This is a genomic window from Paenibacillus sp. FSL H3-0333 (assembly GCF_038002805.1).
GTDB classification, from domain to species: Bacteria; Bacillota; Bacilli; order Paenibacillales; family Paenibacillaceae; genus Paenibacillus_AQ; species Paenibacillus_AQ silagei.
The window spans coordinates 7,348,603-7,366,240 of sequence record NZ_JBBODG010000001.1 but is presented as its reverse complement, the minus strand read 5'-3'; the positions used below and the strand labels follow the sequence as shown (position 1 = coordinate 7,366,240).

The 17,638-nt window shown below is 54.5% G+C and carries 11 protein-coding genes; 7 read left to right on the top strand and 4 right to left on the bottom strand.

Translation table 11 applies throughout. The features are described from left to right. Positions 1 to 60: 60 nt before the first annotated feature. A complete protein-coding gene (locus MHH78_RS32090; protein ID WP_341170083.1) occupies positions 61 to 825 on the bottom strand; it encodes a MerR family transcriptional regulator in 765 nt (254 codons plus the stop codon). A 240-nt stretch (positions 826 to 1,065) separates the two neighbouring features. Beyond that, positions 1,066 to 1,818, bottom strand: a complete 753-nt coding sequence (locus MHH78_RS32085; RefSeq protein ID WP_036731217.1) for a 3'-5' exonuclease — start codon at positions 1,816 to 1,818, stop codon at positions 1,066 to 1,068. Between the two features lie 212 nt (positions 1,819 to 2,030). Between MHH78_RS32085 and MHH78_RS32080 the strand changes: the two genes are divergently transcribed. The 6 genes from MHH78_RS32080 (at position 2,031) to MHH78_RS32055 (ending at position 14,575) form a co-directional block, all read left to right on the top strand. Next, positions 2,031 to 2,450, top strand: coding sequence for a hypothetical protein (locus MHH78_RS32080; RefSeq protein WP_036731220.1), 420 nt, complete (start codon positions 2,031 to 2,033; stop codon positions 2,448 to 2,450). Positions 2,451 to 2,463: 13 nt separating this feature from the next. Beyond that, positions 2,464 to 7,449 (top strand): DUF4132 domain-containing protein, encoded by a 4,986-nt coding sequence (locus tag MHH78_RS32075; RefSeq protein WP_341170082.1) that lies wholly within the window; start codon positions 2,464 to 2,466, stop codon positions 7,447 to 7,449. Between the two features lie 250 nt (positions 7,450 to 7,699). Beyond that, the gene (locus MHH78_RS32070; protein ID WP_341170081.1) at positions 7,700 to 9,811 is read left to right on the top strand and encodes a LuxR C-terminal-related transcriptional regulator; all 2,112 of its coding nucleotides are present in this window, start codon (positions 7,700 to 7,702) and stop codon (positions 9,809 to 9,811) included. A gap of 189 nt (positions 9,812 to 10,000) precedes the next feature. Then, positions 10,001 to 11,572: a methyl-accepting chemotaxis protein gene (locus MHH78_RS32065; RefSeq protein WP_341170080.1), complete on the top strand. Its 1,572-nt coding sequence runs from the start codon at positions 10,001 to 10,003 to the stop codon at positions 11,570 to 11,572. 14 nt (positions 11,573 to 11,586) lie between these two features. Further along, entirely contained in the window at positions 11,587 to 12,015 is a 429-nt protein-coding gene (locus MHH78_RS32060; protein WP_341170079.1) for a chemotaxis protein CheW, read from the top strand. A gap of 34 nt (positions 12,016 to 12,049) precedes the next feature. After that, positions 12,050 to 14,575 carry a chemotaxis protein CheW gene (locus tag MHH78_RS32055; RefSeq protein ID WP_341170078.1) on the top strand — a complete coding sequence of 842 codons (2,526 nt, stop codon included), beginning with the start codon at positions 12,050 to 12,052 and terminating at the stop codon, positions 14,573 to 14,575. Here the strand turns inward: MHH78_RS32055 and MHH78_RS32050 are convergent. Continuing rightward, on the bottom strand, positions 14,538 to 15,278 hold the full coding sequence (locus MHH78_RS32050) for a spermidine synthase (protein WP_341170077.1): 741 nt from the start codon (positions 15,276 to 15,278) through the stop codon (positions 14,538 to 14,540). The genes MHH78_RS32055 and MHH78_RS32050 overlap by 38 nt on opposite strands. A gap of 120 nt (positions 15,279 to 15,398) precedes the next feature. Then, entirely contained in the window at positions 15,399 to 16,751 is a 1,353-nt protein-coding gene (locus MHH78_RS32045) for an MATE family efflux transporter (RefSeq protein WP_076078842.1), read from the bottom strand. Positions 16,752 to 16,884: 133 nt separating this feature from the next. On the opposite strand from MHH78_RS32045, the gene MHH78_RS32040 reads away from it, so the two are divergent. Beyond that, on the top strand, positions 16,885 to 17,580 hold the full coding sequence (locus MHH78_RS32040) for a TetR/AcrR family transcriptional regulator (RefSeq protein ID WP_076078843.1): 696 nt from the start codon (positions 16,885 to 16,887) through the stop codon (positions 17,578 to 17,580). The last annotated feature ends 58 nt before the right edge of the window (positions 17,581 to 17,638 follow it).

Here is a 17,638-nt window from a genome sequence, read left to right as displayed (position 1 = left end):
CAGAAAAAAGAGAGGCAGCCGTTAATCCGGCTGCCTCTTTGCTATCCCAAACGATTACGTCTACTGCTTCGCTCCAGTATACACATGCACTGCATCCCGCAGGAACGCGGCCATGCCGGGGCGGCGCTGGTCGTAATAAGCGGTGAAGCGCTCATCCTGGGCATACATCTGGGCTACGCCTGCATGGGCTTCCTTGGTGTACGTATCCCAATAGAAGCTGAGCCACTGGCGGTGCAGATCAGCGGCCTTTTGCGCCAGTTCGCTTGCCGAGTCGCCTTCCTCCATCGCCTGCTCCAGAGATGCGAACATATCAGCCTCAAGCTGCTGAAGGGCAGCGTACTGCTCCTCCGTCATATGGCTGAGCTTGCGGTTCGACTGCTCCACAGCTTCCGCGCCGTATTTCTCCCGGATCTCCTGGCCGTACTTCTGCTCGTTATCGTCAATCAGCTTCTGCTTGAAGCCTGCGAATTTCTCCTGATTACTCATTATACTTCTCCCTTCTGTGTGTGCAATGGTCTGCTCGACGTTCGCGATGAGCCGGTCCAGCTGCTGTCTCCGCTGAAGCAACTGGTCATGGTGCTCCCGCAGGGCGCGGGCGCCGTCGAAGGAGGGCGAATGGACAATATCTCTGATCGCCTCAAGGCTAAGTCCCAGTTCCCGGTAGAAGAGAATCTGCTGCAACAGGTCTACCTCAGCCTGGCCGTAGATCCGGTATCCCGAGGAACTGATTCTAGCCGGCTTCAGAATGCCGAATTCATCGTAATACCGCAGGGTCCGTGCACTGATCCCCGCGAGTGTCCCCAGCTTCTGCACCGTATATTCCATGGTCCAATCTGCCTCCAATCTGTCTTGGCGTATACAGCAGAGAACGGATTCAAGGCGTTCCCGCCGGGTAAGCGGCCGCTTACAGATCTAACTGTATACTTTGACGTAACGGCAAGGTCAACTCTTAATTTGTATAATAACCAGACAGCAGGGCGGGTAACCGTTTGCTGGAAAAGCAAACAGCGGCAACCGCCCAGGCTATGCCTCGGGAGATTGCCGCTGCTGCGCGGGCATATGGGGTTATTTCTTGCTAAGCTGGGCGGTGAAATACGCCTTAAGCTCTGCCAGCTTCCGGGGGTCCGCCAGGGCATCCTCCGCAGGGAAGTAATGCTCGGCGACCAGCTCCCAGGTGGGGACGATTTTTTGGGCGGTCATTGCTTTGATGGCGATCTTAACCGTCTTGCGTTCCCTGGCGTTCGAGAAGGTATCGACATAGTGCTGGGAACGGCCGAAGTCCAGCTCGCTGAAGACTGCGCGGAAGATCTCCGCCGTCATCTTGGCATCGTCCAGCGCGCGGTGGGCGGAGCCGGAAGGCTCCAGGCCGAATAGGGCCATGGCCCCTTCGACGCTGATGTCGTTACTGAGGCCGCGGGCGCGCAGGACGCCCTTGAGCAGATCGAAGTAGGTGGCCTCCATCCAGTAGGCATCATCCATCTTGTGCATCCGCACATCCTGGATAATCCGCTTCATATCCTCGCCGCCCCAGGTTAAGAGCAGCACGCCGTCAGCGCTCTGGTCAAGCCACGCTCTGAAGGCGGTAATGACCTTCGGGAACCGGCTGGCGACGTCGATATCCTCTTGGGGGATGCCGGTTTTTTTCTTGATGAATGAATTCAGGGTGGAGAAGTATATGGGTCTGATTAAGGCTGAGAATTCATCCTTAACCTGCAATGAAGCGTCTAACCGGACCGCTCCGATCTCAATGACCTCCATGGGATGCTCGCTGGCAAATTTGCGGCCGTTGAATTCGATGTCCAGAATAATATAATCCACAGGTAATGCCTCCGTTTCAGTGACTGGCGCCAGGATTGCACGGAAATGCGCCGACCCTTCTATTTTAGCAAAAAAAGAGCTGTACAGATACCGGATGCTCTGTATCCGCACAAATTTGAATTTTCGGCGGAGGAACGGGTTGATTTCTGGGAAATCGGGTAATGAACTAGATATTCTGTCGAATAGAGCTATTGAGGTAAGGAGGGAAGGCCATGAAGCTGTATGTAACCGTCAAAAGCCTGGGCAAACGCAGGCCGGTGCTGGAGCGTAAGGAGCTGCTGCTTGCTGACCGTCCGCAGACGCTGCGCGCGTTGATCTCGGAGATTGTAGCCGGGCAGGTGCAGGCGATGCTGGAGCGGCAGGAGCGGGGAGATCTAATCCCTTACCTGACCGCAAATGAAATTGCGGAGCAGGGCGATAACGGCAAGGTCGGATTCGGTACGGTGTACGGTGAGACGAAGCCTGAGGTAGAGCAGGCTACGGCTGCGGCACTGCTTGCTTACGAAGACGGATTGTACAAGGTATTCGTGCAGGAAGCGGAATGTTCCGCGCTGGATGAGCCGCTGAGGCTCGAAGAGGGCGATGAGCTGACGCTGATCCGGTTCACGATGCTGGCAGGAAGACTATGGTGAGGGAGATGACAGGATGAAAATCGGAAATGCAGAGTGGGAGACTCAGTGGTACGCGGATGTTGAGAACAAAGCCAAGGGGCTGAAGGGGGAAGGCGCGGAGCTGGCAGGCCTGCTCGCGGAGTTCAGCAAGAACCGCTACCTTCATGAAGGGGAAGATTCGTTGGACCGCTTCCTTGTTATCATGGATGATCGCGCTGCGGCGGCTCAGGCTGATTTTACCGGATACTGGGAGCCGCTGATGGGGATCATGCAGCAGCTGTACAGCACACATACCGTTGAGATTGCCCGTTACATAGTTAAGCATGCAGTGGAGTACCCTTATTCCATAGGGTATCTGCGCCGGCCTTTCCGGACCCGGGAGGTTCAGGCGCACCGGATGCAGATCCTCCGCAAAATCAATGCCCTGATCTATATGGAGCTAATTGAATTCTCGTTGCCGGAGTACCTGAAGGGGGATTATGAAAAGGATTACAGTATCTCTTACCGTGTAGATGTTGCTGTTCCCGATGTAGTCGCCTATGAGCTGGACCGCAGCGGCAGCGGAATGGAGGAGCTGCTTAAGGATGCGGTGTACGGGGACAACCAGGGGGCACTGCTCAGCCGCAATATGATAAAAGGTGCATTCCTCAGCCGTAACCAGGCCGCTGTTCAGATGATTGGCGAGCTGCTGCTGGCTGCCCGGCTGCAGGAGGGACTGCGCCAGTCCATTATGGAGACGATGGATGAGGGGACGATAGAGAACAACCTGTATATGCTGAAGGTGATTCTGGACAATGATCTCGTGCGCTACAGCTCGGTGGTGCGTGCCCTGGGCGTATGGACGGGGATGGGTCTGGAAGCCCAGAACCAGCGGGTGGCGAAGCAACTGATTGAAGGAGCCTATCAGGTGCTGACGGATGAAGCGCTGCGCGCTGACTGGCTGACCAGCGAGAATGCCAACCATGTCTACCTGAGCTTGTGGGGGACGGCTGTCTATGAGGAGAATGAACTGATCGGCAAGGTGGATATCCTGATGGAACAGGGCCAGTCCTACCAGAAGATTGTAGCAGAGTATGTACTTTCCGGCAGCCAGAACCGGGAGGTGCGCCTGAGCAGCGCCCGGAAGTATCTGAAGGAGCAAGAGCCGGAGCTGCTGTACTGGATTCTGACGAATTATAATTATGATTATAACCGGATGTGGAGAGGGCCGAAGGATAATGGGCCGAAGATCGAGGTCGTAACGAGCCCGCAGCTTGAGGATAAAAGCGAGCGGCAGCGCGACTTCAGCCTGCTGATGGATATCTTCCTGAATCCGGACAGCCGGGAGCTGACCGGTACCTCTAAGGTGCTGGATTTCCTGCAGGTCAGCTACACCCGTGATCTGCCGTTCCAAAAGATGCTTTATCTGATCTCCTATGATATGGACCCGGCCTGGGTGAATGAATTGCTGGCGCTGAAGGACAAGCTCAGCACGGACATACGTGGGGAGCTGCTGAATTACTTCGTGCAGCATACGGAGGATACTGTGCAGCGCGAATTCATCTTCGCCAGCCTCTCCGACAAGAGTATCAAGAACCGGGAGCTGGCACTGGACCTGGCGCAGGGGCTGACCCTGGCGGAGGATGAGCTGCTGATGGCTGAAGGGCTGCTGAAGCTTAAGACCGGTACGCTGCGGCAGAGCGTGACCCGGATGCTGCTGAATCAGCCGGATGAAGCGCTGAAGGAGTCCGTCCACAGACTGGTGCAGGGCAAGAATGCCCTGCAGCGGCAGGCAGGGCTGGAGATTATGACCGTGTTGTTCCAGGATGAAGAGCGGCAGGCACTCTTTGAAGCAGTGCGTCCGCTGGCAGAGTCGCTGGAGAAGCCTTCCGACCAGGAGCGCGAGCTGATCGCGAGGCTGAGCCAGAAGAATGAGTATACGAAGGCTAACGGTTACGGCTTGTTCGATCCGCAGCAGACGGAGGAGTGGCTGGCTGAGGCGCCTGTACTTGAGGGATTCGTCTGGGATCAGGTGTTCAAGCTGTCCTTGGAGCAGATCAAGACATTCCTTAAGGGACTGGACAACACGATCCACAAGCTCCGCGACGTAGAGTACGAGGTTGAGTATTACAGCGGATATAAGGACACGGTGCTGATCGGCACCAACCTCAGACCGTTGCAGGGGTACTTAATTAACGATGAGGAGAGCGGCAAATCCGCCCTCGAACAGTACCCGCTGCATGAAGCATGGGCTGAATATTGGGACAAGAGCGGCTGGAGCGCCCGGGATCTGATAGAGCTGAACTTCTATATCAGCCTGGAGGAACTGGATGAGACCCTGGATAACTATGACGGTTACGACACCTTAGGAATTGATGATAAGGAACTTAGCAAGCAGAAGCTGCTGTCCGGGTGGCGCAAGGAGTTCGCGTCAGGGGTCTACCCGCTGGAGCAGATCGAGGCTGTGCTGAAGCTAGTGGACAAGCTGAAGTACAGATGGCAGGTAGAGACGCTGCTGGATGCGTACCGCGCGGACCACAAGAGCCCGGAGGGCTTCCGCCAAGTGAATGGTGCGGTGAATGCGCTGATGGCTGCGTTCCCGGAGGAGAAGCTTGCGGCGGACTGGCCTTTCCTGTCTGTGCTGGCTGAGCCGTGGGTCGATATGGTGCAGAAGCTATGGAACGGAGCAGAGGAGTTCAAGGAGATGTTCCGTACCTGCTACCGGTTCGAGGGGATCAGCGGAGGCGAAGAGCAGGACAGCATCATCGGACTGAAGCACTACGTTGAGGCCTTCACTGGTGGAATCATCCGCGAAGAGACGCTGCTTAAGGAGCTGCTGCTGAGTAAGGATGCACGCAACCATATGAGCTGGATCAGTTCACGCAGATATGATTGGATCGAAGACAGTCCACAGATGGTTGCACTACGCACACGGATCATCGACCGTCTGCTGGCCATTGAGCTGGGGCGCGGCGACCTGCCGACTGAGGTGACCGGCATGACGATGGGGCTGCAGCGGATAGAGGGCCTGGAGTATTGTATCCGTATCCTGTCAGGGCTGAACAAGGATACCTTCGTGCGCGGGTACGTGTATGGCTATGGCAACAATATTACGAAGAAGGAATCCTTCAGCCATCTGCTCAAGGTATGTTATCCGCGTGAGGGCGATAATGCGGAGCTGCTGAAGACCTTGCTGCAGGAGTACAAGCTGTCCGATCAAAAGCTGCTGGAAGCCGCCATGTACGCCCCGCAGTGGATCGAGATCATTGCCGAATACCTGGGCTGGGAAGGGCTTCGCAGCGGGGCCTGGTACTTCCACGCCCACATTAACGAGAGCTTCTCGGCCGAAAAAGAGACGGTGGTGGCGCATTACTCGCCGATCACGCCGCAGGAGTTCAACGACGGCGCCTTCGATGTGAACTGGTTCCAGTCCGCCTACAAGGAGCTTGGACAAGAGCGGTTCGAGCTGCTCTATGACTGTGCCAAATACATCTCTGCCGGTGCGAACCACCGCCGTTCCCAGCTGTTCGCCGATGCCACGCTCGGCAAGCTGAACCTGGAAGAGATGAAGCAGTCTGTGGAGCAGAAGCGGGGCAAGGATCATCTGCTCAGCTATAGTCTGATTCCGCTGGGAGAAGACCGTGAACAGGATATCCGCGTGCGTTATGAGTTCATCCAGCGCTTCCTGGCAGAGAGCAAGAAGTTCGGCGCACAGCGCCGCGCCAGCGAAGGCCAGGCCGTACAGATTGCTCTTGGCAACCTGGCACGCAATGCCGGATATGCCGATGTCACCCGCCTGATCTGGGATATGGAGGCGCGCAAGCTGGATGATTATGCTGCGTACTTCGAGCCGTATGAGCTGGACGCAGAGACCTTCGTCTCGCTTAGTATCGACGAAGAAGGGCAAAGCGATTATGTGGTGACCAGCAAGGGGAAGGCGCTGAAGTCGGTGCCCGCACGCTTCAAGAAGCATGAGTGGATTGAAGCGCTGAAGGAGGCCAAGAGCGAGCTTACCGGGCAGTTCCGGCGCGCCCGGGCTGAACTGGAGCGCTCGATGGAGTCCGGCAGCGGCTTCACGCCGGCAGAGATTGCCGGGCTGAGCCGGAATCCGGTGCTGGCACCGCTGATTAGCAAGCTGGTGCTGAAGAGCGGCGATGCGCTGGGATATTACGATGCGGATCAGGGGGCGCTGGTGAGCCCTGCGGGCGAATCTAAGGCCCTGAGCGGGGAGGCGGCGCTGCGGATTGCCCATCCGCTGGATCTATACCGCAGCGGACAATGGAGCCTGTACCAGAAGGATCTGTTCGACCGTCAGCTCCGCCAGCCGTTCAAGCAGGTCTTCCGCGAGCTGTATCTGCCGAATGAGGATGAGCTGGCCCAGAGCGTGCTGTCCCGCCGTTACGCCGGCCATCAGGTGCAGCCGAGCAAGACAGTCGCCCTTCTGAAGGGGCGGCAGTGGACGGTCAGCTATGAGGAAGGGCTGCAGAAGGTGTTCTATGCCGAGAACCTGATCGTCCGGCTCTATGCCATGGCGGACTGGTTCTCACCGGCCGATACCGAAGCGCCGACATTGGAGACGGTGCAGTTCTTCGACCGGAAGACCTACAAGGGCGTGCCGCTGGATCAGGTGCCGCCAGTGCTGTTCTCGGAGGTGATGCGGGATGTGGATCTGGTCGTTAGCGTGGCTCATGTCGGGGGCGTCGATCCGGAAGCGAGCCTGACAACTGTAGAGATGCGCCGGGTCATCGTCAGCGAGTCGCTGCGGCTGCTGAAGATTGAGAACGTCCGGCTGGACGGCAATTATGCACGGATTGACGGTACGCTGGGCGAGTATGCTGTGCATCTGGGCAGCGGCCAGGCGTACAAGCAGGCCGCGGGCGCCCTGTCCATTATTCCGGTGCATTCGCAGCACCGGGGGCGGTTGTTCCTGCCGTTCCTGGATGAGGACCCGCGTACAGCGGAGGTACTCTCCAAGGTCGTGCTTCTCTCTGATGATACGAAGATCAAAGACCCGCAGATTCTGGTACAGCTGAGCAGATGAGCGGCTGTGCAGTAAGTGGTAATGGCTAAGCGTCTGCTTAGCCAGGAGATATATGGCACCGGCGCTGGAACTTGAGCGCCGGTGTTTTACTTTTATGAGGAGGATGGAGTGAGTTTTTGAATTTCGCATATGCGCATTTTTTCGCGTAGATTCCTGGACTATACTGCTACGTTTGTAGAATGAAAGGGTGTAAAAGCAGGGAATCGGTGAGGCAATGGCGAATTTTGGAGGGGAAAGCGAGGAATAAGCAATGAAGAACAAGCTCCGCCGAAATCTGCAGTCTTTGCAAGACGCATACGCATCATTATGCGGATTGACAATTATTATTACCGATCAAGCGGACAAACGAATAACAGAACCCTCCGGCTTAACCGAGATGGCATCTCTGTTGTTCGGTTCTCCTTGTGCAACCGCTGAACATGCAATTGCGAACCTGCTGGAAAAGGTCAGGAATGTATCGAAAACTATTGTCTATGAAACCCGCTCCGGGCTGAAAATGCTGATTACCTCCATCGGGATCAGTAAGCAAAGGCCCTATTATATTCTGACAGGCGTCTGGGTGGACGGTTGTACGAAAGAGCTGATTACCGGCAGGATTCATGAAACCGTTCCCCCCGGAGAATGGGAGGACTGGATTCAGGCTCTGGATAAGGTACCGGTATTGGATCAGGAGGGCGTCGCCAGGATTATCAGCCAATTGGATATACTGGCTGATACCGTGCAGGCTCTGCTTGAAAGGGAGCAGGGCGGAGAATATTCTGCGTATGACCTGCAGCTTATGAATCTGATCTATCTGCTGGACCCGGCAAGCCCGGAGTGGCTGCAAGGAATACTGGGCATAGTGGTACGTATTCTTGGAGTAGAATTTGCGGGCTATGCCAGTAATGCTGCAGACGGGGACCAATTCACAGTGGTGGAGACAACCGGTATGCCGAAGGATAACTCCCTGCAGGGGGCTTCTTTTTTTTACGGTGAGGGATTTCTGGGACAGGTGGGGCTCTCCAAGCAAATGGGGTACTGGAGGAATGCTGACCGCGATCTGCGGATTTCTTTTTTTGCTGCGCATGGGGTAAGGCCAAAGGTGTTAATCTGCTATCCCATCAAATACAAGGACAAGCTGTATGGATTATTGTATGCCGGAGACCCGGTCCGCCCGGAGCTGACGGAGGAGCAGGCGGATATGGGTATGCTGGTGGCCCATCAGCTCGCTGCTTCCATGTATCATATGGAGAGCGAAGCGCTGTATGAACGTCAAAGGAAGAGGCATGATACCTATAAAGAAATTGTCCAAGGGATTCTGGTTACTCAGGATAAGGAGGATTACCTGCAGCTGTTCATCGAGTTTTTCCAGCAGCAGCTAGGCAGTCCGTTCATGTGCTTGTTATTACATACGCCTGACGAGGCCGGACTGAGGATCTATTCTTCCTCTTCTGCTCCGAATGAACTGTACACCGTCTATGCAGAAGATGCTGAACAGATCTATTTCGCTGACGGGATACCGGGGTTCAACCTGCTGAACAAGCCGATCCGGCGGGAATGGAAGAGCTGGCAGCTGGTAGAGCATCCTATGGTATTTGAACAAAGGCTGCTGGGGTTATTCACGGTCCAGTTCAGTGATGAGGGGCAGCGGCGGGAATATGAAACGATTTTTCATATGACCAATGTGCTGCTAGTGACCAAGCTGCTTGCCCAGCAGCCTCAGAACACGCCCTCCGGAACTGACTTCATGCGGCTGCTCCAGGATAATCTGCTGATACAGCAGCCGGTAGTACATAGCAGAGCTGCGGATATCCGAAGGCTTGCACAGGACTTGCTGGAGCCGTTAAGTCACTCTGCGGAAGAGATGGAATGGATTGGCCAGGCCGCGCTCCTTGCTCCATATCCTATAGGGCTGCTCCGCGAATATTTGGGTGACATCCCGGCGGTATGCGTTCTGCGCCATATGCACTATTACCTGACGGATTACAATGGGCAAGAGGATGTAGGAGAAAGTTCCCATCTGTACTTGGCGAAGGTCTTGCTTATGCTCACGAAGTATACGGAGCAGGGCGGCAGGCAATGGAAGGAAACACTTCCTATACCCGTGCCCGAGCCACTTATGCGTTCCTTTGAGCAACTGATAGCTCCTCCGCTGGTTGCAGTGCAGCAAGAGGGAGGCGTACGTTTTACTACCCGGGAAAACGATATCCTGGATGGTCTGCTGACAGGCCTCAATAACAAGCAAATTGCGGAGAAACTGTTTATCAGTACGCATACTGTCAAGAATCACATAACCAAAATCTACGAGAAGCTTGGTGTGCACAGCAGATCACAGGCGATCTCGCAAATATATCAAGCTACCGGCAAAAAAGATTCTTTATAAAAGCAATGATTACGCAGCATGTAAGCGTACATTGCTTTTTTTGTGCAGTAAAGGAAAGAAGGCCTGTAGAAAACAGGAAGATTATGTCGAAACTTAGGAACCAATGGCGATAGGCGCAGAGGCCTTACGTTATACATAATAGGGGAAGCTTTGTAGGCTCGACAAAATACATATTGAGGAGTGCTTCATTTGAAACTAAACATCCGCACCAAATTGTTGGGAGGCTTTCTGGTTATTGTAGCGTTGCTTATATTTATCAGCGGGCTATCGATTATGAAAATGGCGGGCATGAACAGTAACTCTGTACAGATGCAGAGCTACAACTTCCCCGCGCTTGTCAATATTGCTGAGATCCGGACCGAGCTGTACAAGCTGCGCGGTGATCTGCTCAAGCTTATCCTCGAAACCGATGATTCGGTGAAGGAGGAGATCCAGGCAGTTATTAAAGCGGATCAGGACAAAATTGCTGACCGAATGAAGGTCTATGGAGAGCTCGCACTGAATGCGGATCAACGGGCTGCGTTAGAGATCATTAAGCAGAGCGTGGATAACTATAACCAATCCGTACCCAAAGTCAATGAACTGCTGGATAAAGATCAGAACACGCAGGCCTACGGCGTCTTAATCGACGCACTGCCTGATTTGCAGAAGGCTCAGGATACCGCCGATCTGGCCGCCAGTAATGTAATCGAAGGTGCAGATGAACGGATCGACTCTACGGTTGCCAGCTATACCTCGGGAAGATTAATGATCCTGATCATCTCCATCCTTGCGGCACTTGCAGCCATTGCGCTGGGCATCGTGATCTCGCAGGGAATCGTCGGTCCGGTATCCAAGCTGCTCGCTGTGATGGTCCGCATGGCAGGCGGTGACCTCAGGGAGGAGATTGCGATCAAGAACCGGGATGAGTTCGGCCGGCTGGCCGCAGCAGCCAATGAGATGATTACCAGCCTGCGCAAGCTGATTGGCGGGACGGTCGAAGCGGCGCAAAGTGTCGCGGCCTCCTCTGAGGAAATATCGGCAACCACCGAAGAAATCGCCAGCGGCAGCCAATCCCAGGCCCAGGCGGCGCAAAATATCAATCAGCTGGTTCAGGATCTGACCCGGGGCATCGATGAGGTTGCGAAGAATGCCGAGCAGGCATCGGAGCTGTCGCTGCTGACGCGTCAGGGTGCTGAGGAGGGAAGCACTGCGGTAAGAGAATCCGGCCTTGGTATGAGTAATCTGTCGGAGAAGATGGAACTGCTAGAGCAGGATTCCCAGAAGATCGGCGAAATTATCGAGGTGATTGATGAGATTGCCGAGCAGACCAATCTGCTGGCGCTCAATGCAGCGATTGAGGCAGCGCGTGCCGGTGAGCAGGGACGGGGCTTCGCCGTTGTCGCCGATGAGGTCCGCAAGCTGGCTGAACGGAGCAGTGAAGCGACCAAACAGATTGCCCTGATCATCCGGGTGATGCAGAAGAATACGGTTCTGAGTGTGCAGGCTGTCAGTGACGTATCGGCCCTGTCCGAGCGTACAGAGCGGCTGATCGATGGTATCGTTACCCGCGTCAATGATACTGCCCAGCAGATTACAGGCATCGCTGCGGCTTGTGAGGAACAGGCGGCGCAGACGAACGAGGTGCTGCTCTCGATTGAATCCATTGCGGCCGGAAGCCAGGAATCCGCCGCAGCAGCCGAGGAGACGGCCTCCTCCTCGCAAATGCTCGCCTCCTTGGCGGATGAACTGAATAGCTCGGTGTCGGTGTTCAGATTGTAGAGGGGGAGTAAGCCATGCTGGCTGCACGAACGGAGCAGTACATCATCTTCCGGCTGGTACAGGAGAAGCTGGCCATCGATATCCGGGAGATTAACGAGATTATCAAGATGGAGCCTATCACAGCCGTGCCTAACAGCAAGTCTTTTGTTAAGGGCGTGATTAATTTACGCGGCAAAATTATACCGGTGGTCAGTCTGTGCAGGCGGTTTGGCCTGGCAGAATCTCCACCGGATACCCGGTCAAGGATCGTAGTGGTACATTACCGGCAGGAGGCCATAGGGATTATGGTGGATTCCGTAGAAAAGGTGGCTTCCTTTCATGAGGTAGAGCCGCCTCTGGAATCCCATGAAGTGCAGGGCGTGCAGTACATGGACGGGATCGGCATGTGTGCCGGGGAGCTGATCAGCATTCTGAACATCGGGCGTCTGTTAAGTGACGGGTGAAGGCCAACGCATGAAGGCGGGGAGGAGAACTGAGATGAACGAGTTTCATAATAGGGTGTATTTGGGCGTTTTTCTGGATGAAATGGACGAGCAGCTGCGGTATTTGGATGAGGCCCTGCTCATGCTGGAGAGCAAAGGGTATCAGAATGACATTATTCAGAGGCTCTTCCGGGTCGCGCATACGCTCAAGGGCTCATCAGCGGTCATGGGCTTCAAGCAGCTTAACCGGCTGACGCATCAGATGGAAAGTGTGTTAGAGCTGCTCAGGGGCAGACAGCTGGAGGTCACCTCCGAGTTATTGAATATTCTCTTTGATTGCGTAGATTTCATTAAGCAGCTTCGTCAATCCATTCTAAGCGGTGCCCTGGAGGAGGGGGACATCTCAGAGCTGTTGCGCCGGTTAAAAGAGTTGCGGAAGACAGCAGCCGAGTCTCCCGCTCCTGCTGCAGAGGGGCTTCCGCAGGGAGAAGCGGGGCCTGTGCCGGATATGATCTTCGATGATATCCGTAAAAAGCAGATCCAGGCAGCTATAGATCAAGGCTCTGCGGCAATGGCGGTTCATATTCAACTTGCTGCTGAGGAGCCGATGAAATATGTCCGCGCGAAGCTCGTAGAAGCCAAGCTGCGGGAAACGGGCGAGGTTGTTGCCACCTTCCCCGAGCTGGAAGCCCTCGAGAGGGATGCGCAGTTCTCCGGTACTATTGCATATATTCTGCTTACGCAGCAGTCCCGGCAGGATATGATGTCCTCTCTGCAGGAAATCTCACAGATTGAAATTATACATACAGTTCCTATTACGAAAGCAAACCTCGACACCTTCACCGAAGGAAAAGAGGCTCAGAAAAATAGCGGCTATGCGGCCCAGACTGTCCGTGTGGATGTGGAGCGGCTGGAGGGACTGCTGAATCTGGTAGGAGAGCTGATTATAGATAATACCAGGCTGCACAGTGTCCGTTCCAGATTGAGCGAGCAGTTCAAGAATAACAGTGATGTTCATCTGCTTAATGATATCGCAGGACATTTGAATATGGTCATCAGCGATCTTCAGGAGGGGATGATGAAGACCCGGATGCTGCCGATGGAGCATCTGTTCGGCCGCTTCCCCAGGATGATCCGGGATTTGGCGCAGAAGTCGAACAAGGAGATCGAGTTCATCATTGAGGGCAATGAGACCGAGCTGGACCGCAGCCTCATTGAGGAGATCAGCGATCCTCTGATCCATATTCTGCGCAACGCCGTGGACCATGGGCTGGAGCTGCCGGAAGAACGTGCAGCTCTCTGCAAGCCGCGGAAAGGGACCATTACTCTGCGGGCAAGTCATCAAGGGAACATGATTGTCATTACGGTATCCGATGACGGCAGGGGCATTGATACCGGCAAGGTCAAAGAAGCCGCTGTGCGTAAAGGCTTTGTCACCACTGATGAAGTGAAGCGTATGACGGACAAAGAGCTGGTGATGCTCATTTTCCGCTCTGGCATCTCAACAGCCCGTACGGTCACAGATCTGTCCGGCCGCGGAGTGGGCATGGATATTGTCAAAGCACATATAGAGAAATTAAATGGCATTATAGATATTGAGACGGTTCCTGATCAGGGGAGTATATTCACGATCAAGGTCCCGCTGACGCTTGCCATCATCCGTTCCCTGCTGGTTAAGCTGGGGAGCAGTACCTTTGCCATTCCGCTGATTAATGTCATTGAAATATTCAGAATGAAGGCGGAGGATATTGTTACCATCCAGGGGCGGGAGGTCTGCCAGTTCCGCGATCAGGTGCTTCCGCTTGTCCGTCTGCACCATATGCTGCAAGTGGAGGAAGGGGAGCATACGGTGAACGGCCGGCTGTTCGTTGTTATCGTCGGCTTCGCGGATAAGCGGGTCTGTCTGGTAGTAGATCAGACGATCGGCAATCAGGAGATTGTCATCAAGTCACTGGGAAGTTACATAGGCAACGTTTCTTATATCGCAGGCTCAACCATACTTGGCGACGGCCGAGTGGCCCATATCCTGGATATAGGCTCGATTGCAAGGGAAACAGGCTCGGCCCACGATGCATTGCTCCAAGAGAACACAGTTACGGCAGGGGATCAGGATAGTCAGAGCGAGAAATATATCACCTTCAAGCTGGAGAAGCTGGATTTCGGGATTCCAATCCGCCAAATGAAGGAGATTGTACCTGTTCCTGAGATTCATTCGCTGGTGTCTGCCCCGGCTCATGTCCTGGGAATGATCAATCTGCGCGGATTGCTGTTCCCGGTCTATGACATACGGCCCAAGCTCGAAATGGACAGCGGTGAACAGACGGCCGGCTCCCGGATTCTGATCTGCGAGGTATCCGGACAGGAGGTAGGGATATGGGTGGATCAGGTGTCAGCGGTGCAACTGCTCGCAAGGGAGCACATGGATGAGGCGCCAGATCACATTCTCCAGAATCCAGAGGTGCTGGATGCCGTCTATAAAGACAACCATCAGTTTATTCACTTGTTGAATTTGGAGAACCTGCTGGACCTGCACGCCTGCTGCATTACCGGTCCCGTATCACATGACCGATCCCCGGAGTGATCTCGCTGAAGCCGGCCATGTGGCGGGACTGATAGGGAATGGGCCGGGCGCTGGCGGTCATGAGGATATTGCGCAGATCGGCGGTCCCTTCTGCCGGGAGGGCGAAGGTTCTGGTATATGGATATACTTCACGGAGTGTGGTATGAATAGCACTGATGAAGCGGTCATTGCCGCTGCGGCCCATCAGATTCATGATGATCTGGCCGTGTCCGTTCAGCTTGGCACGGGTTAGGCGGAAGAACTCCAGCGTGGTGAAATGAGGCGGCGTCCCGGCAGCGGTGAAGGCATCCAGCAGGATATAGTCATGGCCGCGTTCCGGCGCGGCTTCCAGCAGGCTCCGGCCGTCACCGATCAGGATGTTATCCTGCGTGTAGCCAAAGCGGGTTCTGCTGTATTCCACCACCTTCGCATTCACCTCAGCCACCGTAAACTGCTTCTCTGCGAAATAACCGGCAATCGTACCAATCCCGTGTCCGATCAGGAAGACACGCTCGAAATGCGGATTGCCCGCCTCCATCAGATGAATCATCGCCCGGGGATATTCGAAGATCACCCGGCGCGGATGGTCCAGATCCAGTGCGCCCTGAACAGCTTCCCCCGAGAATTGCAGTACCCGGAACCGTCCGGTCTCACCATATAGCTCGGTTGTATCGTAGACCTCGATGTCCTTAGAGTCGTGGTTAGGATGGGAGGGTGCGTGCAAGCGGATCAGACTCCTTCTGCAGATGGGATTCGTTCGTTACAACCTTCATAGTAACATAAAGCAGCCGCAGGAAGGGCTTCCTGCGGCTGCTAGTATTTCTTGGAGGGGGCTTAAGCCCACTTAATGAACCAGACTCTCCAGTTCGGGCTGGAGCTTGTGCCGCAGGGCGTACAGCATGACGGCACCGACCAGGAAGGCAGCGGCATCGGCAATGACCAGCGACCACACCACGCCATGGAAGCCGTTCATCCGGTTGGCGAAGTAGAGCACAGGAATCAGTGTGACCCCTTGAATAATCGACATTACGAATGCGGCCGTTCCCTGCGCGGTAGCCTGGAAGATCCCCATGAACAAGGTGGTCAGCCCTGAAATGAATAAGGACAAGAAGGTGACATGCAGAATGTAGCTGCCCATCTCAATCATCTGCGGGTCTCTGGTGAACAGACCGATCAGATGGTCGGAGATCAGATAGACGACGATACCGAATACGGCAGCCATGGCGGCCATCGCTTTTACTGTGAATCCGATCGTATGCTTCATGCGCAGCTTATCCGCTGTAAATGAGAAGGCAATGAGCGGCACCACTCCCTCGCATAACCCCATCAGAATAAACTCGGGGAACTGCAGTAATCTAGAGGATATCCCGTAAGCGGCCACAGCCGAATCCCCATATTCGATCAGGAACAGATTGAAGATCAGCGACATGGCTCCCAGAAAGACACTCATGATGAAGACCGGAACGCCGATTTTGAACACATTGCTTAGAATTTCCTTGGTGGCCTTGAACCATTTGAAGGAGACCGTCAGGAATTGGCTTTTGTAGCCCATGTGGAAGGCATAGTAGGCACTCGCAACCATGTTGGCAACAACCGTTGCCGACGCTACGCCAATTACACCCCAGTGGAGCACGAAGATGACAAATGCATCGAGCAGGATATTAACCACCACGCTGAGCATCATACCGATCATGGAGACGATGGCTGCACCCTCGGAGCGGACCATATTCTCCAGTGTAAAGAACAACACGACAAACGGTGCGCCAATCAGCATGACAGTGACATAATCCTTCGTGAATCCATAGGAATCCGGCGTTGCCCCCAGACTGTGAAGGATGGGGCCGATCAACGGCAGACCCACGGCCATCACGAGGAGGCCAAGCAAGAGACTGCTGTAAAAGGCGAAGGAAGACACTTGCTTGACTTCATCATATTTGTGCTCACCAAGCAGCCGCGAGATGTAGGTGCCGCTGCCAATGCCCACCAGATTGCCCAGCGCCATGATGATGGCGAACAGCGGCAGGGTCAGGGCTAGTGCGGTCAGCATGGCCGTATTGTGGAGAGTGCCCAGGAAATAGGCATTCAGAATCGAATAGATGACGTTCATGGATGTGCCTAACATCATGGGCACGGCGAAATGGGCGACGGCTTTGGTGATGGGTGCTTTTTCAAAATAATAAAGGTTTTCGGTATCCATTAGGGATCACTTCTTTCACTGATTTTTGTTAATCTAACGGCGTTAGATTGAACCTTACAGTGTTAGATGATATCATGAACCTAATGGACTGTAAAGCATAAACTTACACTGTTAGATAAAAGGGCGGATAGCGATGAAAAAAGCACAACCTCAAATCTCGGAAGACCGGATTCTGGAAGCTTCGTGGGAGCTTCTCAGGGAGGGGGGGATCGAAAAATTCAGTATGCGGCGTCTGGCTGACCGGCTGGGGATTCAGGCTCCCTCGCTGTATTGGTATTTCAAGAGCAAACAGAACCTCTACCAGCGGCTGGCCAACCACATCTCCAGAGTCATCCTGGAGGAGCACCGCCCGGAGGGCGACTGGAAGGAGCAGCTGACAGAATTTGCGGTAACGGTACGAAGTGTGCTCAGCCGGTATTCCTGCTCTACGCAGCTTATGATGATGACACTGCCCCACGAGCCGGACATTATCCGGTTCAACAACCGGATGCTGCACTGTGTGGAATCCACGCCGCTTGAGGAGGCGCAGAAGGTGCAGGTGGTCACTACACTTGTGAACTTCGTGTTCTTCTTCGTGCTGGATGATTACGAGCATGAGCGTAATGTCTCCATGATGGCTAAGGAACAGCAGGAGCCTCCGGGCGAGGAACTGCTCCGCCTGATGGATTCCATGAGCGAGAAGGAGGTTGGATTGTTCCGGAGGATGTTCAAGAACGGACTGTTCGAGCTGCTGGGGACCGACGGGGCCTTTGAATTCGGCCTGAGGCTGATTCTGCTCGGGACGGAGCAGGTGATTAAGGAGCATGAAGAGCAGCAGAAGCAGAAGTAAGCGCAGGGGGAAGATAACAAAAATAACAAATGGTAAATCGGTGATTGGGGCTTATTAT

Coding starts and splice junctions, on each gene's coding strand:
- MHH78_RS32055 (WP_341170078.1), top strand. CDS start 12,050: ATGAACGAGTTTCATAATAGGGTGTATTTGGGCGTTTTTCTGGATGAA.
- MHH78_RS32075 (WP_341170082.1), top strand. CDS start 2,464: ATGAAAATCGGAAATGCAGAGTGGGAGACTCAGTGGTACGCGGATGTT.
- MHH78_RS32045 (WP_076078842.1), bottom strand. CDS start 16,751: ATGGATACCGAAAACCTTTATTATTTTGAAAAAGCACCCATCACCAAA.
- MHH78_RS32040 (WP_076078843.1), top strand. CDS start 16,885: ATGAAAAAAGCACAACCTCAAATCTCGGAAGACCGGATTCTGGAAGCT.
- MHH78_RS32070 (WP_341170081.1), top strand. CDS start 7,700: ATGAAGAACAAGCTCCGCCGAAATCTGCAGTCTTTGCAAGACGCATAC.
- MHH78_RS32090 (WP_341170083.1), bottom strand. CDS start 825: ATGGAATATACGGTGCAGAAGCTGGGGACACTCGCGGGGATCAGTGCA.
- MHH78_RS32080 (WP_036731220.1), top strand. CDS start 2,031: ATGAAGCTGTATGTAACCGTCAAAAGCCTGGGCAAACGCAGGCCGGTG.
- MHH78_RS32060 (WP_341170079.1), top strand. CDS start 11,587: ATGCTGGCTGCACGAACGGAGCAGTACATCATCTTCCGGCTGGTACAG.